We start from the raw sequence: 22441 nt of genomic DNA, 5'->3' as shown, positions 1-22441 counted from the left end.
GACCCGTGTAGGTTAGTCAACATAATCTAAACGGACGTTTGATTTCTATAATAATAACTCAAACATAAAAGGAGATAGCATGCCTTATGATGCTGATTCAACACTCGACCTAGATCAATACTCATCCATTGTTGATTTAATCGAAACAGCGTGTGAAAAGTTCGCTGGCAATACTGCGTATGCTTGTCTTGGTAAAAGCACCACCTTTAGTGAAATAGAACGTGATTCACGCTATTTTGCCAGCTACTTACAGCATTGCACCTCATTGCAAGCGGGTGACAGAGTCGCAATCCAACTGCCTAATATTACTCAGTTTGTCATTGCGGCGTATGGGGTTATTCGCGCGGGGATGGTGCTCGTGAATACAAATCCTATGTACACAGAACGTGAACTAATTCATCAATTTAATGACTCAGGGGCTAAAGCCTTAATTGTATTATCTGATCTATTACCAACATTAACTAAGGTTATCGATAACACCGCTATCGAGTTAGTTATTTCAACGCATGCAATGGACCTTATTCAGCCACAAGGCCAGCCAGAAACACCATTTAGTAAAGTAGAATTTATGGCCGTGCTTGCTGAAGGTGCCAAACATCCATATAACCCAATAAAGCCCAACCATGATGACTTAATTGCGCTGCAATACACTGGTGGCACAACCGGTTTGTCCAAAGGTGCTATGCTCAATCATGGCAACCTTTTAGCCAACTCAGGCCAAGTGAAATCGCGAATTGCCAGCACCATGAACGAAGGGCATGATGTATTTGTCGCGCCATTACCGATTTATCATATCTATGCTTTTATGGTTAATTTAGTCCTGTATTTTGAATCAGGTGGTTGCTCAGTATTAATCCCTAATCCTCGCGACATTGCAGGGTTGATCAATACTATGAAAGCTTATCCCTTTACTGGGTTTGCAGGCTTAAACACATTATTTGTCGGTTTATGTCATCAACCCGAATTTAAAGCCTTAGATTTCAGCAGAATGAAAATAACCATTTCAGGTGGTACCGCCTTAACCAGCGCCGCGGCTAATTTGTGGCAACAAACCACTGGTTGTATGATTTCAGAAGGCTATGGTTTGTCTGAAACATCACCTGTCGTCAGCCTTAATGCACCTGGTCATCAGCGTCTTGGCACTATTGGCAAACCCGTTTTGGGCACTGAAGTGCGAGTGCTTGATATGGATGACAATGAAGTGGCTATCGGTCAAGCTGGAGAACTTGCTGTTCGCGGACCTCAGGTGATGCAAGGGTATTGGCATAAAGCCGAAGAAACCGCTAACGTCATGACTAAAGACGGCTTTTTCAAGACCGGCGATATTGGTATTGCCAGTGTTGATGGTTATCACACCATTGTTGATCGTAAAAAAGACATGATTATTGTCTCGGGCTTTAACGTCTATCCTAATGAAGTTGAAGACGTACTTGCAAGCCATGAGCTAGTGCTAGAGTGTGCGGTCGTCGGGGTGGAAGATGAACGTTCTGGCGAAGCGGTAAAAGCAGTGATTGTATTAAAACAGCCGCCAACAGATATTGAGGCAGTAAAACAGACAATTAATGATTATTGTCGAAGCCAACTCACGGCTTATAAAGTCCCACGTATTATTGAATTTACCGAACAACTGCCAAAAAGCACAGTAGGTAAAGTTTTACGTCGTGAATTACGCAAGTCTGCTTGATTAGCAATCGATGGTTTGGAACATTCTCCCTAAGGTGAATGCTTGTCGATAATACCGCGTCCCGTTCATCAATAAACAAGATGCTAAGGCATATAGTTTATTGATGAACGATTAACATACCGAATTAGCCAATCAATTCTGAGCTGATTAAATTGCGGGCTCATCGTTATCCATTAATAACTGTAAGCTAGCAAACTCACGATATAATTCGTTACTGGTCATCAATTCGCTATGGGTTCCGCTGGCAACTAATTGCCCCTTATCGATGACAAAAATCCGATCGGCATTAATCACTGTCGCTAAACGATGGGCAATAATCACTGTGGTACGTTGAGCCATTAGAGAATCAAGCGCCTGCTTAACTTTTATCTCGCTCACAGCATCTAACGCACTAGTGGCCTCATCAAGTAACAGTAATGGCCTATCGGCTAAAATCGCTCTAGCAATCGCTATCCGCTGCTTTTGACCACCAGATAAGCGCACGCCACGTTCACCTAAATAAGTTGCATAGCCTTGGGTAAACTCGCTAATAAACTCGTCGGCTTTAGCCGCAATACAAGCCTGCTTAACTTCTTCATCACTGGCATCTAAACGACCATATCGCACGTTATCAAGTACGTTCATAGCAAAAATCACCGACTCTTGCGGTACCAGTGCATATTGTTGGCGTAAATCAGCCAATGATAGCGTTGAAATATCAATACCATCTAATAAAATTCGCCCTTGTTTGGGCTGATAAAAGCGCATCATCAATTCGAATAAGGTACTTTTCCCTGCACCACTTGGACCCACTAATGCCACCCGCTCACCAGGAGCAATCGTCAACGACAGCTGGCGGATCACCTCTTGCCCAAGATCCGATGGATAAGCAAAGCTCACGTTATCAAAACTGAGCAAACCGTTAACAGGCAGCACCAATTGCGCTGGTACAGCTTGCTGAGGTATGTCTATTGGGGTGTTAACTAATTCTACTAACCGTTCAGCTGCACCAGAAGCCCGCTGAATTTCACTGAAGACTTCGCTAATAGTCGCTACAGCACCTGCGACCATCACAGCGTAAAACATAAACGCAGACAACTCCCCGCCAGTGATGCTGCCAGACATAACGTCTTTGGCGCCAATCCAAGTCACAAAGGCAATGGCGGCAATACTTAAGAACATCACGGTTGATATAAGTAGTGCACGATACTTGATACGGCCTTTCGCCACATCCATTACCGCCTCAACACGGTCGGAAAAAAGTTGACGGTCTTTAGCTTCATGGGTATACGCTTGAACGGTATGAATCTCATGTAACGTTTCATCGATATAAGCACCTAGATCGCCTACTCTATCTTGGCTTTTACGCGAAAAAGCCCTTACTTTTCGTCCAAAAAAGCTCACAGGACCTAGTACCAAGGGAACCGCTAATAAGACTAATGCAGTCAATTTAACACTGGTAAACGCCATCATAACAATGCCGCCAATCACAGTGACACTTGAACGTAATGCCATTGATAAACTCGACCCAACAACGCTTTGTAATAAAGTACTGTCTGCGGTAAATCGTGAGATCACCTCACCAGTTCGCTGGGTGGCAAAAAAAGCTGGCGATAACGCGATTAAATGACTGTAAACCTGTAATCGAATATCAGCACTAACCCGCTCGCCGAGCCATGTCATAAGATAGAATCGGCAAAAAACCGCTGTGCCGCTGACCGCTGTTATCGCAATAATAAACAACATAATCTCATTTAGACGCCCTGCGTTATCGGCAACAAAGCCCTCATCCACCATCAGTCGCACACCTTGTCCAAGCGACAGCCATGCTAGCGATCCAATAAACAAAAAGATTATTGCTGCCACTACCTTCAAACGATAAGGCGATAGAAACTGTAAAATCCAAGGCAGAACAGGATGCGGTGGAGAAGATTTAGTAGGAGAAATAGCCGCGGTTGCAGTAGTCGTTGAATTCGTCACAGTATTAACCAGCATAAATAACTAAGATATTCTGATAGTACCAACAAAACATTGTAGATGCTTTAACTACAAGCACCCAAAACACCTGATTAATGTTCAGCAAAAATAATGCTAAGCGGGTACTGAACCTTGTTGGTTGAAATTTGTTAGTTAACATTCGTTCGGCACGAACAACTTAATGGTTTATTTAGGGATACGACATAAGCCATTACCCTAAAACAAACTAATTTGATGAAAATGCAAGCCGTGTAGCAGCCCACTTGGGCTGCGTTTGTGGCTTCTTGCTGCAGTATTAAAAGCCTTATGCATATAAAATATTGCCACATACTGCGCCAATATTGTTATTGCAAGCTCCCCGCCCTGCTTTTGACTAACAATAATATGAGGAAGAATATAATGAAGAATAGCTTAAGCGCGTCAAGCGGTTTTACATTAATAGAATTGGTTGTCGTGATCATAATTTTGGCCATATTAGCTGTTGTGGCTACAAGTAAATTTATTGATTTACGTACTGATGCAATCGTGTCGACTATGGATGGCATGGAAACAGCAATGCAGTCAGCGGCAACGTTAACCTATTCCAAAGCCGCTATTGCCGGCGTAGAAAGACTTGCGTCAACGACACTTAATGTTGATGGTGTTGATATTAAGCTGGCGTATGGTTACCCAGATGGAAGTGCTGAGGGGATTGATCTATTAATAAACCTACCACAAGGTGATTGGAACAAACGCCCCAGCGTATTTGCTGGAGCCTGGATATATTGGCATGGTGTTATTGTTGAAGATGCTGGCACCGCAGCATGTTATTTACGTTACCGTCAGGCAACTTCAACCGGTGTTCGTCCCATTATAAATGTTCAAACTAGCGGCTGTTAATCGTCAAATATCATTTAACACACGCATTTATTGTAATCCACAAACACGATTAAGACTCAGGGTAGCGTTTTTCAATCGTTTTCAAAGAGCGTAAAAATAAGCCTAAACCACCCACACTAAGTACCAAAATAACAATTAAATCAAATGCACTCATGTAAGAGAATCGAAAATTAATCGAGCTTATTACGCCAAAAATTAATGCCACTAATGAGCCAAATGTCAGTAACCAGCCAAGTATGTTTCTGCCATTATAAAACATAATACCCACGCCAAACATAAACGGGATCATCACCATACCACTGGTAAGCCCAAAACCACCCAGCTGATATAAATGGCTACTAAAGCCAAATGAACTGGTCACTTTAATGGCATTTAATAACATATAAAAGCCACCACACATCATCACTAATCCAATAAAGAACTGACCTATTCCGCCAGACGTTCCACCAGCACCTTTCATCATTATCCCTTGAAAACCATTATTTTAAGTCAATAGATTGATGTTACTTAACCGTACAATTAATAGCAATCATCGGTATAACATGAACATTGTTACCCAATAATGCTTGATTGCCCTAGCGAGGTACTCTTAGCATCTTGTTTTATAAAAAATCTCCCTTGGCATTTAAATATCAATATCGCCTTAGCGAAAATAGCTGACGGATAAAATAGTAAAACTGAACTCATATTTTTCTTATCAACTTGTTTAAGCCTAAGCCTCGCGCTACTAGGTGTTATCTGAGATAATATTAGGCTATTTTATTGATATTCTTTTTTATTAGGTAACACAGTCATGACAACCCAATTTGCTTGTTCAGGTATAGAGCTTGAGCTTTTTCGTTATCCAAGCCAACAAGCATCCAACTTACAAGCATGGGACGCGGCTGATGAATACCTAATCAAATACCTCATTGATGCAGAAATAACCCCAGACACAACTGCAATTCTTAATGATAATTTTGGTGCGCTGACATGTGCATTAGCAGCACAAGCTCCAAACAGTGAGTTAATAGTTGAAACCGACGCAAAAACCAGTTTGCTAGGATGTCAGCAAAATTTATTAGGCAACAAACTGGCACCGACTAATATTCAATGGTTTAACAGTCGCGATACTCTGCCAGACAATATTCAATTAGTGTTGATGAAATTACCGAAGAATCTTCATTACTTTGGCCAGCAACTTGCGCGTTTATCAACCGTGCTTCCAGCGGGAACCCAAATACTGATCGGTGCTAAAGCCAAGTCAATCAACCCCGCATTGCTCGCCAGTATTGAAAAGAATCTAGGTCCTGCATCAGCCAGTTTAGCGTGGAAAAAAACACGGGTAATCAGCTGTATTAGCGATGGTAAACCACGCTCATTAGCGCAAGCTGTGAGTTGGAACGTCGATGAACTGAAACTGACGATGAGCAATCTTGCCAATGTATTTGCTGCCAATAAGCTCGATATTGGCGCAAGGATTATGCTCGATAACATGCCCAAAGGTGAATTCAACCACATCATAGACTTAGGCTGTGGTAACGGTATTTTAGGCTTACATGCAAAGCAATGTTATCCACATGCGCAGATCCACTTTGTCGATGATTCTGATATGGCTATCGCCTCGGCAAAGCATAATTGGCATGCTAACGCCCTAGACGCTCAGTCCCAAGAACCACAAACAGAACAAACGCCACAAGCGTTTTTCCATTGGGACGATTGCCTGAGTAACTTGCCAGCAGATGTTGAACCAGACTTAGTGCTATGTAATCCTCCGTTTCATCAAGGGGAAGCTATTACCGACCACATCGCTTGGCAAATGTTTGTCGACGCACATAAACGCTTAAAGAAAGGCGGTTTATTACATATTGTCGGTAATCGACATCTAGCCTACCACGTTAAAATAAAGCGCATTTTTAAAAACTGCACTACTGTGGCATCCAATGGTAAATTTGTCATTTTACAAGCGATAAAATAAGTTGATTGGTCGCTATATAAAAATTTGACAATAATCATAATGGACGAGTTTATTTAATGGACAATCAAGCAAAAGACTATTTAGCGATCAATAAACACGCATGGAACCAGCGAACTCAAATCCATCTTGACTCAACATTTTACGCCTTAGATGCATTTATCCAAGGCAAGTCATCATTAAACCCCATTGAACTTGAACAAGTCGGCGATGTACACAATAAAAGTCTGTTGCATCTACAATGTCACTTTGGGCAAGACAGTTTATCGTGGGCAAGACTTGGCGCTAATGTCACTGGCGTAGACTTATCTAGCGAGTCGATTAAAACAGCCAAAAAGCTGGCCACTCAATTACACTTACCAGCAACATTTATCAATAATGACATCTATCAGTTTGGTGACCACAATACCGAGCAATATGACATCGTATTCAGCTCTTATGGGGTGTTAGCTTGGTTACCCGATTTAACTCGCTGGGCCCAAACCATTGCGGGCGCATTACGTCCTGGCGGTGAGTTTCATTTAGTTGAGTTCCACCCGTTTAATGATGTGTTGTCTGGTTATGGCTATTTTGCGCAGTTACAAGCGGATATTGAAGCTGAAGTCACCTACACCGAAAACCATAATGACCAAATCGAAACCGTAGTCACTTGGCCACATCCGATAAGTGAAGTGATTAGCGCACTCATTGCGGCGGGCCTAAGCATTGAAGCGTTTAACGAGCACCCTTACAGTCCTTATAACTGTGTCGAGGGTTTGGAGTTTGTGGCAAGCAAAGGATATCAGCTAAAGCATCAAGGCCATCTCATCCCACTTATCTACTCTATTAAAGCTAGCAAAGTGGGATAAAATGAGCCTAAAGCCTATTTAACTAAGCTTAAGCATCCGTTTTAGTTGATGACTGTTGATGTGTTACAGGCGGTGCAAACAGTATCCGCCAACGTTGTTTTAGAGATAATTGGGCTTGGGTAACATCACCCCACATCTCGCGCCATTCACTAAAGGTCACCACTAACGGATTAAAGCTGTTTACCGGTTTAGTAATACCGTAAACCACAGTTTCATTTTCAGGCTCGAATGTACCAAAGAGTTTGTCCCATATAATCAGTACCCCCGCATAATTTTTGTCTATGTATTGTGGGTTACGCCCATGATGAACTCGGTGATGGGACGGTGTATTAAAAATCCATTCCAATGGCCCTAACGACTTAATCGCTTGGGTGTGAACAAAGAACTGCAGCCCTAGATTGAGCAACACCGCAAATACCACCCAGTTAGGATCAAAACCAATTACCACCAGCGGTAACCAAAACAGCCACATCCCTGCCAATGGGTACATTAAGCTTTGTCTAAAAGCGGTGCTGAAATTCATGTTCTCTGAACTGTGATGCACCACATGCGCCGCCCACATCCAACGAATACGATGGCTAGCGCGATGAAACCAGTAATAACAAAAGTCTTGAGCTATGAGCAATAAACCAAAAGTGAATAAGCTCATTTCCATATCAAATAAACGCCAGCCGAAAAAGTGTAAATAGATTTTCGCAATAAATAAGCCTGCAATGATATCCGCCACTTGATGCATACCAGCTAATATGAAATTACACAGCACTTCGGCAGGGCGATATTGAGCATTACTCGGTAATCGCTGGGCGCGAACGCCAAACCACCACTCCAATAAAATGCAGCCGAAAAAGATCGGTGCTAACACCAATAATAACCACTCAGGGTGAGCAATCAGTAAATCCATGTCCATATTGTTATCCATTTCTATTTATTATTATTTTAACAAGGTTTGTACTAGCGCTACGCCTAATGCCTAATGCCTAATCAACGCTTTGTTGCGCCAAAGCCATTTTAGTAAACCGCTTCCAATAAGCGCTTTTTAGTTCTCCTTAAGCCATAGGCTAAAAAAGCACTCACCTCGTAGATACCATTAGTATTTATCACCATTTGGCAAAATGGTCTTCAGTTAAGCCAAGCTGATTAGTTAACTTATATTGGTTACCATTGTTATCGCAAATCACGCCACTAAAATAGCCAATATATTGTCTAAAGTTGTTTTTTAACCAAATTAAATTGAGCTTTTCGCTGCGCTGATTTAATGGTCTAAATTGCAAGTCGACATTGCCATCATTAGTCGTGATATGCCATCCATCTTGTTGTGAGTGACGATTAAAATCAAACTGTGCACCACCCAATAAATGACGTTGACCATTAATCCACATTACATTTTCAGTCTGACCAGTTTCGTTAACCCCGGCGGCCAAATTAAGCCCAATAACACCATCGTCGGTTTGAGCATTGATTGAAGCCCAACGCCAACTGGTTTCGCGGCGCATAAATCCAGCTGAAAAGTCATAACCCGCCAATGCATATTGCAAAGGCTGTGGTTCATGATGAATGGTTAATTGTCCAGTGACGGCTAAGCCATTGTGCTTTTGAGTATAGGTCCAACCGTTATAACCCGTTGGGGTACACAAGCAGATGGGTAAGCTTAATGGTGCAGGCTGAATACGCAGATTGGCTTGTATGTCTGCAAGATTAATCTCGACTTGCCATTGGCCGTCGACAATATTAATAACAATTCCTTTGCTTTTCCGGCCAATCTCAGCGCGCCCATGCTTAGGTGAGTCACTTAATTTACAGCCAAGCCCTAATGGGGTGAGCCATTGTGTTTGCGTTAGCTTATTAGCTTTGATGTCATAAAGGTAACAAAAGCCATTAGCAACATAACGAATATCCGCAATCGCAAGTGCAACGATATAATGAGGGGTGATAATACTCACAAATTGGAACTGCTTAAAATCAAAATGCTTAGCCACTGCTGATGCAGGTTTGTCCATTACCGTAGAGTAAGCAAACTGATCAACGTTAAGTGAATCAACAAGCCCATCAAACATGCCAAATACAGGCTGGCCATTGGCATTAATCAATTTATCTGGCGCCAATTGTGGCTGTTTATGTTGCATTGCATTACCTACATAATGTTGTTTATCAAACTTAAGTTGCATAATACTAACCTGAATTGATCAGTGATTAATGTCAACAACCCCGTAAGATTGTTGTCGGCATCTAAATTGAACCTCTGAAACAAGTTATTGATTATTGACTTAGCTATATACCTCGAGGCGTTCATTAGCGAATTTATCTTTATAACAACATAACCTTAGCGATGCTGGAAACCCAGACAAATTCTGGTATCATTTATCTACCTTTTGCTTGTTATTGTTGCCTCATGAAGTTATTGATCCCTATTTTACTGTCTACATTATTGCTATCAGCTTGTGCGAGTTATGAGCCCACTCATGTTGGTCTCAATCCCACATTGGGGCCCGTCAAATTACAAACTGAAGCTGATTATCCGGTAATGGTTGACACCATAGACACCCGCGAAGCCAGTTTTGTGGTACGTTTCAACGAAAAAGGCAAAACGCCGAGATTAGTGAGTGCCAGTGAACCTATCCGCCAACAACTGGACAAATTATTTCGTAATGGGATGATCAAAGCTGGTTATGTCATAGACCCCGCCGCACGAAATTCAGTGCAATTTCAGTTGAATTATTTATTAGCAGATGTCACTGATACCACCTTCAGTTTTGAATCTAAAACACGTTTAGTGATTAATGTACTAGCTAAAAATTCACAGCAAGAATTTACTAAAACATATAATGCTAACGGCTACTTAAAGGGTCCATTGAGCCCTGATTTTGCCACGCTTGAATTAGATATCACCAAGCTAGTGGATAAACTCACGACTGAAATTCTTAACGATGAAGAGTTACACCAATTTATTCAACGTTAATTGACCACGGCTTAGCAGCGATGAGTCACGAAAGATGCCAATAAAAGGATTGCATATTATGTTTAAATGGCTTGCCACTTGTTTATTGTTATTGGCCAGCATAAGCGCCAATGCTGAAGTCGATATTCAAAAAGACACCCTATATCCACAAGTAGAGTTAGACACGTCTATGGGGAAAATTGTGGTTGAGTTAGATCGAACCCGTGCGCCACTTACAGTCGATAACTTTTTAACTTATGTGGTTAAGGGTGAATACGACAATACAATTTTTCATCGGGTAATCGCCGAATTTGTGGTTCAAGGTGGTGGCTTAACTCCTAAATTAGAAGAACGTCCTTCGCTAAAGCCTGTGGTAAATGAGTCGGGCAATGGTTTATCGAACGCTCTTGGCACAATAGCCATGGCTCGAGATAATGACCCCCATTCAGCCACACGACAGTTTTACTTCAACATGGGTGACAATAAGAAATTAGATCCGTCTAAACGCCGCTGGGGCTACACCGTTTTTGGTGAAGTCACGAAAGGGATGGATGTGCTAGAAGCCATTTCATTGATGCCGACTGAACATAATAGCACCCTAAACTGGCCCGATTTTCCGGTAAAAACCGTAATACTAAAAAAAGCCACTTTACTGCCTCGCTAATTTCCCACGACTGATCTATACCTATCGATGGTAATAAGCGCATTACCATCGATATTGTCTTAATGCTTAGTCTCAAAAATTCTTAGTTTCAAAAATATCTGGACCAGCACAAATACCAATACCAGTGCATGATTGACGTTAACCAACACCAAGGGATGTTTAACATAATCATCCGACTACCTAGCCCCTACATTTTTACTAGCTTATTAATCAATGAAATAGCACTATAGAATGACAAATATGACTCTTTTTTTAATGCTTATCACGTTAATCGCCAGATTAACGTCTATAATCTAGTTTACTCTTTCAGACAATTAGCTGCGCAACTCTTGGCACCGTACTTCTAATATTCAAGGACGTAAATATTATGACGGCTAATGATTTCATTGAAACCAAAGCCCCACAACTTGCCTATTACGGCAAAGCTTTTTTAGACAATCAATTAGATTACAAAGAAATACAACTGTACATGTGGGATGTATTAGAAGAGTGGCAATTTATATCAAACAATCCCAAGCAATTAACTGAGCAACCCAGTGATACTGAAAAAGTGTTTTGGCACTTATTGTATTGTTTTGATCATTGGTCTGGTTGGGCCATTAAAGGCAATCAATATTTACGCCAACAAGTACATGACTGTTGCGACTACATCAATATTGGTGGCAATGTGCCACAAAGCTGTATAGGTATCAGACCTTAAGTCAATTATCTGAATTATGGTCTGCATTCTAGTTTAACCTCAAACTGGCTGAATAATCTTTTAGAATGGCTTGAACCTAAACCTCTTGCAACATAAGCTAGAGCCATTCTCCATTATCCAGTTGTCTTATGTCGGTTTTTTTGGCTCGTACCCGTGAAGCATTATCGGTTTATTACCACAAACGAGTATTAATCTTACTCTTGCTGGGATTTTCTGCCGGCTTACCATTAATGCTGGTCTTTTCGACGCTGAGCTTTTGGTTACGTGAGGCAGGCGTTGACCGAGCCGCCATTGGTTACTTTAGCTGGATAGCACTCACCTATGCTTTTAAATGGGCATGGTCACCATTAGTCGACCGTATGTCTCTGCCCTTATTTACGCGTTTTTTAGGCAGAAGACGAGGTTGGATGCTGTTTGCACAATTGTGCTTAGTTGGCGCCATACTTGGTATGTCGATCAGCGATCCTGTGGTTAATCTTGAACGTTTGGCTTTGTGCGCGCTACTACTCGCCTTCGCATCAGCGACTCAAGATATTGTCATTGATGCTTTTCGAATTGAATCTGCTCCAGAGAAAATGCAAGCAGCACTCGCAGCAGCCTATCAGGTCGGTTATCGAGGGGCGATGATCATTGCCACCGCAGGTGCCTTAACCATAGCAGCTTGGGTATCACCAGGTGATGATGCTTACAATCTACAAGCTTGGCAAACAGCGTACTTTGCCATGGCAATGTTAATGGGCATTGGCATTATTACCACCCTATGCAGCAAAGAACCTCAGGTTGATACTAAATACGCTGACGATAAAGAACGGCAACTAAGAGCCGATTTTGCAGCCAAGTATCCAGCCAAAATCGCCGGAACGTTAGCCTGGTTATACAGTGCTAGCGTATTGCCTTTTATTGACTTTTTTAAACGTCACGGCAAAAGTGCCATTCTGATTTTGTTGCTCATTTCATGCTATCGCATCTCCGATATTGTCATGGGCATCATGGCAAATGTGTTTTATGTCGATATCGGTTTCAGCAAAGAGGAAATCGCTTTTATCAGTAAAGTCTATGGTTTAATCATGACCTTAGTCGGCGCCGCTTTTGGCGGAGTATTGCTGATGCGTTATGGCACCATGAAAATTCTATTCTTGGGCGCATTATTAGTTGCGGTAACTAACTTGTTGTTTGCTTGGCAGGCCTATATTGGCTATAACGTGCCATTTTTAACCTTGGCTATCTCGGTGGATAATTTTAGTGCTGGTATCGCGACTGCGGCATTTATTGCCTACTTATCGAGTTTAACCAGTACGGGTTATAGCGCAACACAATATGCCTTGTTATCCTCAATCATGTTGTTGTTTCCAAAATTTATCGCCGGATTTTCAGGCTTATATGTCAATGCTTTTGGTTATATCAACTTTTTCATTGCTGCGAGTTTGATTGGTTTTCCTGTGCTGTTATTAGTGGTGTTGGTTAATCGATCGCAGCTACAAGTGATGGCACAGGCTCAATCATTAGATGGTTCGATTGATGTATCAACAGATGTGGCTAAACCACCTCTTTAGCAACGCTATGATCAATTTTACCTCAACTCGGTAATACTTAGTTGAGGTCATTCTGGTAGCGTTTCTGAGTCAGAATCTGCCTTTATCTTTTTGGGCTGTTAGGTGTTAGCAAACTTCAGTTGGATTTTGGTGACAAGGTTCTGCGCTGGCTAAAGAGAATGGCAAGTCTGATTAATCTCGCCTAATTAACATTGCTTAAGAACACCATGACGTGATTGAAACTAACCGCCTGGTGCAGGCCTAGTGCAGATGATTAAGCGAGACGCCAGCGGTAAATTTTTTACGGTAAGCATCCATGTGGGCGGCGCCAAAATGTCGCGGTTTGGGTTACTCGCCGATTCATCTACACGGGAAATTTCTCTCTTCAATTTAACGTCATGCTTGTCTGCCGCTAAGAGCTCAATAGAAAATCTAATCAAATCTAAGCAACGGACTTACTTTTGGACGAAATGTGTTGTCGTTAACGCCGCAGCTCCTTTAGCTCACCGCTGTGATATTCAAAATGAATAAGCCACTAGGTTGTGGATGGACCACGACGGCATAGCGTTATCGAAGCGTTTAGTGATGTTGAAGGTATTCAACTCGGCATAAAATTACCATGAAATCCCAGGGGCAGATGGTATGGTAGCCATGCTCTTGCAATGGGACCTGAAGATAAATCATTCACTGCAAAGATATTCAAACAAGTACGCTTTGTCGGTACATGTAGCGCGGTACCGATTAAGTAGCCGGTATTTTCGATAGCTTTTTGGCAAACACTAATGTGCTCTTCAACCAAGTAATCTTCCCCAAAATGGTAATGCTGTTCTGCGCCAGTGTCGGTGTTGAGAGATGATAATGTATCACTCCATAGGCTATTGGTTTTAGCTGACAGATGGTATAAATAGTGGTTTTTTAAACCGACCACATGATCACACACGCGTGGGAACTCGCTCGTACCTGGCATTATTTGCATACTGTAATGACCCTCTGTGTGCAGAGTAATCAGCGCTGTTTTTGCTTTTGTACTGGCCTGTTCAATCTTGCCTTGCATAACATTAGACAGCTTATGCAATACATTCACGTCGGGATACAAGCTCGCATCAAAATGAATAGTGCCATTTATTTCTTCCCAGGCATTTCCATAATGAAATACAAAACCCGCTGGAAGTTCGTAGTGCTTGATAACAGTCAATGACTGCTTACTAATCACTAACACCCTCATTGGAATATCAGTATTGTATTTAATTTGTTCAAAATGCCCTTCAATAGATTTATCAGTAAACAGTGATGGCAGAATGATCAGCAGGTGCTTGTCTGTGATGAGGAAATCATGCAGCATTGCGCCACGATATTGAGTGTTAATTACCCCTGCATTTTTGACGTTACCGTTCGATGCCAGATGATAGAGCACAATATTACCTGATGGATGCAAACCAAAATTCCAAATATCACCACTAGGATCCACTTTTGGATGAGCAGAAAAAGGCAGCCCTTGTAAAGTATTGGCGTATTTTGACTCTGCGCCTAAATGAACTTGCTGTTGAAATTGCATTGAATCACGATCTATTTTTGTCGGAGACCCCGCCTCCCAAAGCGCCCAAAGATCATCACCAACAGCAATGATATTGGTATTGGCGGTATTGACTGTGTCAGGAGTCACCACCGGTAGCGCATGGGCAATTTTGGTCTCAGGGCCAGAATAAACAAATTGCTGGGCTTGTTGCTCTTGGCTAAATTTTGGTGTGTTAATAAACTGGCCGCGATGGACGATATTCTGATTTTTTATTTCAAAACGTTGCAACATGCCATCACCTTCAAAGGCATGTTGATATCGGATGGCTCCACGTTCATGTTTTGCTGGGCCATTGCGATAAAATACCCCATGTAAATCTGCTGGAATACGCCCTTCAAGTGAAAGTGTTTGTGGCTCAAAGTTACGTTCTACATTGGCAAAACCAATCAATTCAGGATGAACAGCTAAGGCATCATTAAATAACTGTTTAACATTGACCATAGCCGGAGCTACGGGTGCGGTAAGTAAGGTTGCAGATGCAGGCAATGCACTTGATGCACCGACTATAGCCATGCTTTTTAAAAACTGTCTACGTTGCATAATTAGCACTTCCCTATGTTAGTAGATAATGTGGGTTTGATTAATCACGGGATCTTGCTGTTCGGTTACGGTAAATGCCGCATCTTGATAACCAACTGGACCATAATTAGGTTTGGCGTTGTTTGAAAATCCATAACCTTCTGATGGCATTCCAAATAGGTTGGTGTCTAATGTGCCGTTATTATTTTCGTCTTGAAAGAAGCGAATAGCGTATTGACCGACAGGAATATTAGTAAAAATGACCTTATTGATACCTTGCTTAGCTTGAAGATAAGTAGCACTAAATGCCTCTCCTTTTGAATAGCTGTCTTGACTATTAAACAGCTGTGCGTAAATCTTACTGGGTTGAGCGTTAACGCCCTCTATTTCAAAAGAGATATCTGCTGCAAAAACCGATGAAGTAAACAATGAACTGCAGAGTATTGAGGTCAGTATGACTTGGGTTAATTTATTGCTGTTAACATTTATTTTCTGGCTGTTGATGCTCATTTTTATATCCTTAGCAAATGGTGTCATTGTGCAGGCACGTTGACTTGTTAAATTGGAATATGCTGGTGAAGTATCACCGTTGCGTCTTGCTAAATAGACGATAGAATGGGCATTAGAAAAGCAACAGCCGCTTTACGTAAAATGGGTTAAAAACTTCGTAAGATGTCACTAAAAAGGAATGTGTACCATTGGCGATTCGTGAAATATCTACTAAAAATCAATCGGTAAACTTTACTTTTAATAAAAGTAAATTACTGCGAGAACTACTTGTTGTAATATCTATAGGACTTTTTATTGGTTTTTTAGCACCGTTTGGCATGCATGATCTGCCGGTCTTTATGTCGATTAGCTATTGGGTTTTTACGTGTGTTTGTGGTTATTTTATTTATTCACCGTTAATCAATCTAGGGCATAAATATTTATCTGAGAAGTTCAGTGCTCCTTGGCTACGTGTTGCAATATCATCTTTAATAGCAAGTATATTAATGAGCTTAGTTGTGCCATTAATCACCATGATATTTTTTAATTCCCCTATTAATCTCATCAATGACTTTCTTCATTTCCTGCCTAAGACATTAGTGATTGGCGGTGTTATTACCTTTTTTAGTGTGTGGCAGAATCATGTTAAACAACAGCAACAGCAGTTGGAATTATCAACAAAAGTGATTGAAGAGCATGCCTCAACGACTGATACCAAGAGTATTCAAATTGAGCAATTTATGTCGTTATTACCCATCAACAAACGCGGCCAATTATTGTGCTTAGAAATGGACGATCACTATTTGAAAGTGCATACCGATAAAGGTAGTCACATGCTGTTGATGCGTCTGAAAGATGCTTTACTACAGCTTGAGGAGTTTCCTGGCTTACAAACTCATAGGTCATGGTGGGTGGCAAGTGATGCGGTCGTATCAGTAAATAAACAAAATAGGAAAATGACATTGTTGCTAAGCAATAACCTTGAGGTCCCCGTTTCAAGAACGTTTGTTGATGCGGTTAAAGCAGCAAATATTATTTAGGTATTTTGTTCAGAGAAAACAGTATGCTGTCGCCAAACAATGCTGGTTTCATGTCGATACACCTCAGAACGAGTATATGATTAGTCATCCATGAGGATTGTTGCAATGGATGTCTACCCTCTTGGCGTTTTAAAACAATTTTTCAATATTGGTCATTGGAAGAAATAGATTGCCGTCACCATTTTTACAGCCATTGTTGCGGGAAAAATGCCATGACGTACGACAGCCTCGGTCATATTCCTAACAAACTAAAAAAAATAATTCGCTTAATTTAATAAAAAAGCCGATAGGGTTACCCGTATCGGCTTTTTTCTGTTCAGAATGGCTCTCTTCAGGATTAATCTCTGAAGTTATTGAACTGGAATGGTTGGCCAAGATCAGACTCTTTCGCTAGGCGCATAACAGCTTGCAAATCATCACGTTTTTTACCAGTGATACGAACTGAATCACCTTGGATAGCAGCTTGTACTTTAAGCTTGCTGTCTTTGATAGCTTTGACTAGCTTTTTAGCAATCAGTGAGTCGATACCTTGTTTAAAATTTACTTTTAAGCTGAAGGTTTTTCCACTATGAACCGCTTTCTCATCAACTTCCATTGATGATGGATCGACGTTACGTTTACTCAGCTGAATGCGCAAAATGTCGACTAATTGCTTACAAATAAAATCATCTTCCGATTTTAAGGTAACCACATTGTCTTTCAAATCAATGTCAATTTCTTTACCACGTAAATCAAATCGGCCAGCAACGTCACGGCGGGAGTTTTCTACCGCATTGCGTAATTCTTCTTCGTCAACTTCTGACACAATATCCATAGATGGCATCTTGCTTTCCTCTTTGGTTCATCACATATATATTTTGCTATTTTACACTAGGAGTCATTATCGGGATAGTGGAGTGCGACCACAGATGTCATCACAAGGTTATTAATGACTAACTGGTGATTGATTAACAAAAAATCATCAAGCAGCTATTTTTATTGATAATATCACTATAGGGCTTATTTAGACTGAGTTTAACGATGATTAACTTACGATTATCAGCAGTATAAATGGCTCGACTATAACAATTATGACTTTCCAGAGAGGTTAATGAGTGACAATTTTCAGTAGGTTTCTTATTATTAGCCATCTTCTCGCTTCACTAGGCCAATATTACGCTCGTGATCACTTATAAAAATATTTTCAAGCTTGCCTTAGTTGTCGCCATCATTGTGACAAGCTATCTTGTTTTTTCAAAACCAAGTTATCCGCAGACTTTTGCTCATATGGACAAAGTAGGCCATTTAGGTAGCTTTTTCGCGCTTGCTTACCTAGCTCATTACGCTTTTAAACCACGCTGGTATTTTTTGTGTAGCGCTTTGGCGACATATGCCGTGTTGATTGAGCTGATCCAATCACGTCTTCCCTATCGTAGCGCATCAGCTGCCGATGTTATCGCTGATCTTACGGGTATTGCCCTGTTTTATTTAGTGCATTTTTCGATGATTAAATACCGTAAATTAAAAGCGAATCGCTAAAAAAACATGGTAAAAACATCACTATTGCCACCATCATCCACGCACGATAGTCATCGACTGATTGCCATATTAGGCGCGGGTGCAATTGGGCAATTGATGTATCACAAACTGACTGTCTGCTCGCCAACGCCAGAAGTAGACGATGTGATGTTTATTGGCCGAGATAAACAAACTCGGCAACAAAAACTGGATTTTATTGACGATAAGCAGCAATGCCATAAAGCATTAGCGACCATATTGGGCACCGAAGATAACCGCTTAGCCCAGGTTGAATTACTGCTTGTGTGTGTCAAAGCCTATCAAGTTGAACTAGCACTTATTCCCTTGTTAACCAAACTGTCTCCTCAATGCCATATTGTATTACTTCACAATGGTTTAGGTCCCCACTTTTCGGTGGCTGCTGCATTGGCAAAGCATCAAGGATTGACCCTAGGCACAACATCGCAGGCGGCATTGAAACAAAATCAGTGGCAAGTAAAACACAGCGGCTTTGGCGTAACCCAACTGGGGCATTTTAGCGGCCCTCTTATGCCGACAGCATTAAAGATGCGCCTAAATAATCTGCACAGTGACCATCAACCCATTGAATGGCATCAGCCTGTTTTACCCGTGTTATGGCAAAAGCTGGCGATTAATGCAGTCATAAACCCATTAACTGCATTAAATCAGTGTGCTAATGGTCAATTAGCCGCGACTCAATACCAAGCACAGATTGCGGCAATTATTGATGAATTAGTCCAAGTGGCTCAATGTGATGGCATCAACTTAGATAAAGCAGCACTGAGTGCGCGGGTATACCAAGTGATTGCGTTAACCTCAGCTAACTTTTCATCTATGTATCAAGATGTCGCTCACGGTAGACCCACTGAAATTCATGAGATTAATGGCTATATTTGCCAGCAAGCTAAGGCGCATCAGCTTGATGTTCCCCAAAATCAAGCTCTCCTCGAGAGAGTTTTACGACTCAGTAAGCCTAATAATATTAACTCCACATCACTAAAATAGCCGCAATAGCGATTAGCAGTAATCCGGCAACATCATTAATTTTCACTTTCTGTTTCAGCCAAAAGGTCGCAATAATCAGGGTGAAAAACACCTCAACCTGACCTAAGGTTTTCACATACGGTACAGCCTGCAACGACATTGCGCTAAACCAGCCAATCGAACCAATACAACTGGAAACGCTAATGGCTAAGGTTAATTTAGGTCGTTGCCACAAGGCTGCTAAAGTCGATTTATCTTTTGCCAGTAAATAACCAATTAGCACTATGGTTTGTAACCCAATAACCCACAGCAATACCCAGGCTGCACGATGCGTAAATGGCCCTTGTAGGGTTAAACTGGCTTCTCTTACCCATAAGGATGTCAACGCAAAAGCACTGCCGCATGCAAGCCCTAATAATACCGTTTTCAGTGATAACTGTTTAAAACCCTGCTTGCTACTGAGCAACATGACTGCCAAACCGCCGATGACAACGCCTATCCAACCTAGTATTGATAATTGAGTACCAAAAAAGATAACCCCAAGGATAGCGGCTACTAAGGCTTCGCTTTTGGCTAGCCCAGCACCTATGGCATAGTTCTGCATTTTAAACAGCTTCACCATAAGCCCTGTGGCTAAAATTTGCATTGATGAAGCACCAATAACAAAGCCCCAGAAGCTGGCAGTAAAAGTGGGTATTGCAGTAGGGGAATATTGATGCAAACTAAATAGATAGACAGCTGCGATGGGACCAGCCCAAATAAAGCGCGCCAAGGTTACGCCTGCCACACTGACGTCTTTACTCAGCTTGCTTTGAAATGCATTGCGCCACGCCTGCATGAATGCGGCGAGAAAGGTAAACATGATCCACATATTGGTTACTGCTCTAAAAAAGCCCTGAAACTTGGTAAAAAGTCAGGGCTTATACAAGGGCAATTAGATTACTGTTTACGACGATTAAAAGACACTTATAAAGTGCTAAAGTGATTAATAATCAACTTATCGAGTTATTAGTCATCCAATGCTATTAATAATTTACTTGCTGGTATCAATGAACTCGAATGATTTTACTAAGTCATCAACCGCTTTCATCTGGGTTAGGTATTTCTCTAATAAATGCAATGGGAGTGCACATGGGCCATCGCATTTTGCATTATCAGGATCAGGATGTGCTTCGATAAATAAGCCTGCTAACCCTAATGCCATACCGCTGCGCGCAAGTTCAGTTGCTTGTGCACGACGTCCACCAGCAGAGTCTGCACGTCCGCCTGGGCGTTGCAGTGCGTGGGTAGCATCAAAGATCACTGGATAACCCGTTTGCTTCATTTCATCCATGCCCAGCATGTCGACAACCAAGTTGTTATAACCAAAGCTACTGCCACGTTCACATAAAATAATATTGTCATTACCCGCTTCATTAAACTTAGTAATGATATGACGCATTTCATGCGGCGCTAAAAACTGCGGTTTTTTAACGTTAATAACGGCACCGGTTTTCGCCATCGCCACAACCAGGTCTGTTTGACGCGCAAGAAAAGCCGGTAACTGAATAATATCAACAACGTCGGCGACTGGTGCACACTGATAGATTTCGTGTACATCGGTGATAATTGGCACATTGAAGGTTGATTTTATTTCTTCAAAAATACGAAGACCTTCTTCCATACCTGGACCACGGTATGAGTTAACCGATGAACGATTAGCTTTATCAAACGAAGCTTTAAACACGTATGGAATACCAAGCTTTTGGGTCACTTCCACATAATGTTCTGCAATCGACATGGCTAAATCACGTGACTCGAGTACATTCATGCCCCCAAATAACACAAACGGTTTGTCGTTGGCGACTTCAACATGATTAGTTAACTGAATAATTTTTTGATCCATTTGATCCTCTTAGCGCATTACGCTGCAACAATTTGTAATAACTGACCACATAGCCAAGCCATGTAAGTACCTAATGCATAACCGAATACTGCCAGCAACACCCCTACAGGTGCTAAGGCTGGGTGAAATGCTGCTGCCACTACGGGAGCTGATGCCGCTCCACCAACGTTGGCTTGGCTACCCACTGCCATATAAAATAATGGGGCTTTAATGAGTTTAGCCACTAATAACATTAACCCTGCGTGCACTAACATCCACACAATACCTACTAAGAAATAAATCGGCGTATCCATTATTTTAGACACATCCATATGCAAACCTATGGTCGCAACCAGAATGTATAAAAATGCCGAAGCTATTTTAGAGGCACCAGACGCTTCAAGATGACGCACTGGAGTAAATGAAAGTCCTAAACCAACGGTAGTCACAATAACCACTAGCCAGAAGAATTTAGAGGTTAAACTATAATCTTCGGTCCATGGATAATGAGCTTCGAAAAACGGTCCCAAGAAATCAGCTGCAAAATGGGCAAAACCAGTGACACCAAAACCAACTGCCACAATCAACATAATATCGCGCAGCGAAGGAATGCGCGAATTTTCCGCGTGATACTTTTCGACTTTCTGTTTCAGCGCTTCAATGGCTGTGGTGTCAGCGCCAGTTCTGGCATCAATCTCTTTGGCTTTAGACGCCATAAAGAGCAACACGGCCATCCAGATATTGGCAACGATGACATCAACCGTCACCATAACGGAGAATATCTCGCCACCAACCTCATAAATTTCTTTCATTGCAGCTTGGTTAGCACCACCACCAATCCAGCTACCCGCTAAGGTTGTCATGCCACGCCAAACCGCATCAGGACCATTGCCACCTATAAGTGATGGATCGATGATCGACACTGTCATTAATGCAATCGGCCCACCAATAACAATCCCAAGCGTACCGGTTAAAAACATAATAACCGCTTTAGGGCCCAAGCTAAGAATAGCTTTTAAATCAACACTTAAAATCAATAATACCAAACATGCAGGCAGTAAATACCGTGATGCAACAAAATACAATTGTGATGAATGGCCATCAATCACACCAAAGGTATTTAATAATGAAGGTAAGAAATAACACAGTAGTAAAGCTGGAATGTACTTATAAAACTTTTGCCAAAAAGGATGAGTGGACGAGCTTGTGTAAAAAACAAAACCTAAAATAACGGCGAGTATACCCAGGGCGGTGGCATCATTGCTCACCATTGCTGACGTTGACATGTAGAGTTCTCCC

General features: G+C 41.6%; 21 protein-coding genes. 11 read left to right on the top strand and 10 right to left on the bottom strand.

Annotation, left to right across the window (positions count from 1 at the left end):
* Positions 1 to 79 precede the first annotated feature (79 nt).
* On the top strand, positions 80 to 1684 hold the full coding sequence (locus tag H5114_RS06190; protein ID WP_124017848.1) for an AMP-binding protein: 1605 nt from the start codon (positions 80 to 82) through the stop codon (positions 1682 to 1684).
* A 147-nt stretch (positions 1685 to 1831) separates the two neighbouring features.
* On the opposite strand, the gene H5114_RS06185 is transcribed toward H5114_RS06190, so the two are convergent.
* On the bottom strand, positions 1832 to 3658 hold the full coding sequence (locus H5114_RS06185) for an ABC transporter transmembrane domain-containing protein (protein ID WP_182722467.1): 1827 nt from the start codon (positions 3656 to 3658) through the stop codon (positions 1832 to 1834).
* Between the two features lie 381 nt (positions 3659 to 4039).
* Here H5114_RS06185 and H5114_RS06180 point away from each other — a divergent pair, with 381 nt between their 5' ends.
* On the top strand, positions 4040 to 4519 hold the full coding sequence (locus tag H5114_RS06180) for a type II secretion system protein (RefSeq protein WP_165870162.1): 480 nt from the start codon (positions 4040 to 4042) through the stop codon (positions 4517 to 4519).
* A gap of 49 nt (positions 4520 to 4568) precedes the next feature.
* Here H5114_RS06180 and H5114_RS06175 read toward each other — a convergent pair whose 3' ends face one another.
* Positions 4569 to 4979 carry a hypothetical protein gene (locus H5114_RS06175; RefSeq protein ID WP_182722466.1) on the bottom strand — a complete coding sequence of 137 codons (411 nt, stop codon included), beginning with the start codon at positions 4977 to 4979 and terminating at the stop codon, positions 4569 to 4571.
* Positions 4980 to 5312: 333 nt separating this feature from the next.
* On the opposite strand from H5114_RS06175, the gene H5114_RS06170 reads away from it, so the two are divergent.
* Positions 5313 to 6476 (top strand): methyltransferase, encoded by a 1164-nt coding sequence (locus H5114_RS06170; RefSeq protein ID WP_182722465.1) that lies wholly within the window; start codon positions 5313 to 5315, stop codon positions 6474 to 6476.
* Positions 6477 to 6532: 56 nt separating this feature from the next.
* Positions 6533 to 7321 carry a bifunctional 2-polyprenyl-6-hydroxyphenol methylase/3-demethylubiquinol 3-O-methyltransferase UbiG gene (locus tag H5114_RS06165; RefSeq protein ID WP_182722464.1) on the top strand — a complete coding sequence of 263 codons (789 nt, stop codon included), beginning with the start codon at positions 6533 to 6535 and terminating at the stop codon, positions 7319 to 7321.
* Between the two features lie 28 nt (positions 7322 to 7349).
* Here H5114_RS06165 and H5114_RS06160 read toward each other — a convergent pair whose 3' ends face one another.
* Both H5114_RS06160 and H5114_RS06155 read right to left on the bottom strand, forming a co-directional pair.
* Positions 7350 to 8228, bottom strand: coding sequence for a sterol desaturase family protein (locus H5114_RS06160; RefSeq protein WP_182722463.1), 879 nt, complete (start codon positions 8226 to 8228; stop codon positions 7350 to 7352).
* A 190-nt stretch (positions 8229 to 8418) separates the two neighbouring features.
* A complete protein-coding gene (locus H5114_RS06155; protein WP_259395250.1) occupies positions 8419 to 9486 on the bottom strand; it encodes a DUF2804 domain-containing protein in 1068 nt (355 codons plus the stop codon).
* Positions 9487 to 9710: 224 nt separating this feature from the next.
* On the opposite strand from H5114_RS06155, the gene H5114_RS06150 reads away from it, so the two are divergent.
* The 4 genes from H5114_RS06150 to H5114_RS06135 all read left to right on the top strand — a co-directional run bounded on the left by H5114_RS06150 (position 9711) and on the right by H5114_RS06135 (position 13173).
* Positions 9711 to 10277 carry a YajG family lipoprotein gene (locus H5114_RS06150; RefSeq protein ID WP_124017841.1) on the top strand — a complete coding sequence of 189 codons (567 nt, stop codon included), beginning with the start codon at positions 9711 to 9713 and terminating at the stop codon, positions 10275 to 10277.
* 58 nt (positions 10278 to 10335) lie between these two features.
* Positions 10336 to 10920 (top strand): peptidylprolyl isomerase, encoded by a 585-nt coding sequence (locus H5114_RS06145; protein ID WP_124017840.1) that lies wholly within the window; start codon positions 10336 to 10338, stop codon positions 10918 to 10920.
* Between the two features lie 367 nt (positions 10921 to 11287).
* The gene (locus H5114_RS06140; RefSeq protein WP_124017839.1) at positions 11288 to 11620 is read left to right on the top strand and encodes a hypothetical protein; all 333 of its coding nucleotides are present in this window, start codon (positions 11288 to 11290) and stop codon (positions 11618 to 11620) included.
* A gap of 128 nt (positions 11621 to 11748) precedes the next feature.
* Positions 11749 to 13173, top strand: a complete 1425-nt coding sequence (locus tag H5114_RS06135) for an AmpG family muropeptide MFS transporter (RefSeq protein WP_124017838.1) — start codon at positions 11749 to 11751, stop codon at positions 13171 to 13173.
* Positions 13174 to 13750: 577 nt separating this feature from the next.
* On the opposite strand, the gene H5114_RS06130 is transcribed toward H5114_RS06135, so the two are convergent.
* The gene (locus tag H5114_RS06130; protein ID WP_182722462.1) at positions 13751 to 15268 is read right to left on the bottom strand and encodes a carotenoid oxygenase family protein; all 1518 of its coding nucleotides are present in this window, start codon (positions 15266 to 15268) and stop codon (positions 13751 to 13753) included.
* An 18-nt stretch (positions 15269 to 15286) separates the two neighbouring features.
* Positions 15287 to 15757 (bottom strand): DUF2141 domain-containing protein, encoded by a 471-nt coding sequence (locus H5114_RS06125; protein WP_182698678.1) that lies wholly within the window; start codon positions 15755 to 15757, stop codon positions 15287 to 15289.
* 188 nt (positions 15758 to 15945) lie between these two features.
* On the opposite strand from H5114_RS06125, the gene H5114_RS06120 reads away from it, so the two are divergent.
* Positions 15946 to 16776, top strand: a complete 831-nt coding sequence (locus H5114_RS06120) for a LytTR family DNA-binding domain-containing protein (protein ID WP_182722461.1) — start codon at positions 15946 to 15948, stop codon at positions 16774 to 16776.
* Positions 16777 to 17113: 337 nt separating this feature from the next.
* Here the strand turns inward: H5114_RS06120 and H5114_RS06115 are convergent, their stop codons facing one another.
* Positions 17114 to 17599 carry a YajQ family cyclic di-GMP-binding protein gene (locus H5114_RS06115; RefSeq protein WP_124017834.1) on the bottom strand — a complete coding sequence of 162 codons (486 nt, stop codon included), beginning with the start codon at positions 17597 to 17599 and terminating at the stop codon, positions 17114 to 17116.
* A gap of 338 nt (positions 17600 to 17937) precedes the next feature.
* Between H5114_RS06115 and H5114_RS06110 the strand changes: the two genes are divergently transcribed.
* Together H5114_RS06110 and H5114_RS06105 are read left to right on the top strand one after the other, a co-directional pair.
* Positions 17938 to 18294, top strand: coding sequence for a VanZ family protein (locus tag H5114_RS06110; RefSeq protein WP_124017833.1), 357 nt, complete (start codon positions 17938 to 17940; stop codon positions 18292 to 18294).
* 6 nt (positions 18295 to 18300) lie between these two features.
* Positions 18301 to 19299 (top strand): ketopantoate reductase family protein, encoded by a 999-nt coding sequence (locus H5114_RS06105; protein ID WP_182698675.1) that lies wholly within the window; start codon positions 18301 to 18303, stop codon positions 19297 to 19299.
* Here the strand turns inward: H5114_RS06105 and H5114_RS06100 are convergent.
* From H5114_RS06100 to H5114_RS06090, 3 genes are all read right to left on the bottom strand, one after another.
* A complete protein-coding gene (locus tag H5114_RS06100) occupies positions 19277 to 20149 on the bottom strand; it encodes a DMT family transporter (protein ID WP_182722460.1) in 873 nt (290 codons plus the stop codon). The two genes, H5114_RS06105 and H5114_RS06100, sit on opposite strands and share 23 nt — an antisense overlap.
* A gap of 162 nt (positions 20150 to 20311) precedes the next feature.
* The gene (gene kdsA, locus H5114_RS06095) at positions 20312 to 21163 is read right to left on the bottom strand and encodes a 3-deoxy-8-phosphooctulonate synthase (protein ID WP_124017830.1); all 852 of its coding nucleotides are present in this window, start codon (positions 21161 to 21163) and stop codon (positions 20312 to 20314) included.
* 17 nt (positions 21164 to 21180) lie between these two features.
* The gene (locus tag H5114_RS06090; RefSeq protein ID WP_182722459.1) at positions 21181 to 22428 is read right to left on the bottom strand and encodes a DUF819 domain-containing protein; all 1248 of its coding nucleotides are present in this window, start codon (positions 22426 to 22428) and stop codon (positions 21181 to 21183) included.
* Between the last annotated feature and the right edge of the window lie 13 nt (positions 22429 to 22441).

The sequence above is a fragment of the Shewanella sp. SR43-8 genome (assembly GCF_014163775.1).
GTDB classification, from domain to species: domain Bacteria; phylum Pseudomonadota; class Gammaproteobacteria; order Enterobacterales; family Shewanellaceae; genus Shewanella; species Shewanella vesiculosa.
This window is presented reverse-complemented; position numbering and strand designations above follow the sequence as displayed.

Bases quoted from the DNA above. Each gene is read 5' to 3' on its own strand.
- H5114_RS06145 (WP_124017840.1), top strand. From the start codon at position 10,336: ATGTTTAAATGGCTTGCCACTTGTTTATTGTTATTGGCCAGCATAAGC.
- H5114_RS06100 (WP_182722460.1), bottom strand. From the start codon at position 20,149: ATGTGGATCATGTTTACCTTTCTCGCCGCATTCATGCAGGCGTGGCGC.
- H5114_RS06190 (WP_124017848.1), top strand. From the start codon at position 80: ATGCCTTATGATGCTGATTCAACACTCGACCTAGATCAATACTCATCC.
- H5114_RS06115 (WP_124017834.1), bottom strand. From the start codon at position 17,599: ATGCCATCTATGGATATTGTGTCAGAAGTTGACGAAGAAGAATTACGC.
- H5114_RS06185 (WP_182722467.1), bottom strand. From the start codon at position 3,658: ATGCTGGTTAATACTGTGACGAATTCAACGACTACTGCAACCGCGGCT.
- H5114_RS06155 (WP_259395250.1), bottom strand. From the start codon at position 9,486: ATGCAACTTAAGTTTGATAAACAACATTATGTAGGTAATGCAATGCAA.
- H5114_RS06165 (WP_182722464.1), top strand. From the start codon at position 6,533: ATGGACAATCAAGCAAAAGACTATTTAGCGATCAATAAACACGCATGG.
- H5114_RS06130 (WP_182722462.1), bottom strand. From the start codon at position 15,268: ATGCAACGTAGACAGTTTTTAAAAAGCATGGCTATAGTCGGTGCATCA.
- H5114_RS06175 (WP_182722466.1), bottom strand. From the start codon at position 4,979: ATGAAAGGTGCTGGTGGAACGTCTGGCGGAATAGGTCAGTTCTTTATT.
- H5114_RS06090 (WP_182722459.1), bottom strand. From the start codon at position 22,428: ATGTCAACGTCAGCAATGGTGAGCAATGATGCCACCGCCCTGGGTATA.
- H5114_RS06160 (WP_182722463.1), bottom strand. From the start codon at position 8,228: ATGGACATGGATTTACTGATTGCTCACCCTGAGTGGTTATTATTGGTG.
- H5114_RS06140 (WP_124017839.1), top strand. From the start codon at position 11,288: ATGACGGCTAATGATTTCATTGAAACCAAAGCCCCACAACTTGCCTAT.
- H5114_RS06170 (WP_182722465.1), top strand. From the start codon at position 5,313: ATGACAACCCAATTTGCTTGTTCAGGTATAGAGCTTGAGCTTTTTCGT.
- kdsA (WP_124017830.1), bottom strand. From the start codon at position 21,163: ATGGATCAAAAAATTATTCAGTTAACTAATCATGTTGAAGTCGCCAAC.
- H5114_RS06150 (WP_124017841.1), top strand. From the start codon at position 9,711: ATGAAGTTATTGATCCCTATTTTACTGTCTACATTATTGCTATCAGCT.
- H5114_RS06125 (WP_182698678.1), bottom strand. From the start codon at position 15,757: ATGAGCATCAACAGCCAGAAAATAAATGTTAACAGCAATAAATTAACC.
- H5114_RS06180 (WP_165870162.1), top strand. From the start codon at position 4,040: ATGAAGAATAGCTTAAGCGCGTCAAGCGGTTTTACATTAATAGAATTG.
- H5114_RS06105 (WP_182698675.1), top strand. From the start codon at position 18,301: ATGGTAAAAACATCACTATTGCCACCATCATCCACGCACGATAGTCAT.
- H5114_RS06135 (WP_124017838.1), top strand. From the start codon at position 11,749: ATGTCGGTTTTTTTGGCTCGTACCCGTGAAGCATTATCGGTTTATTAC.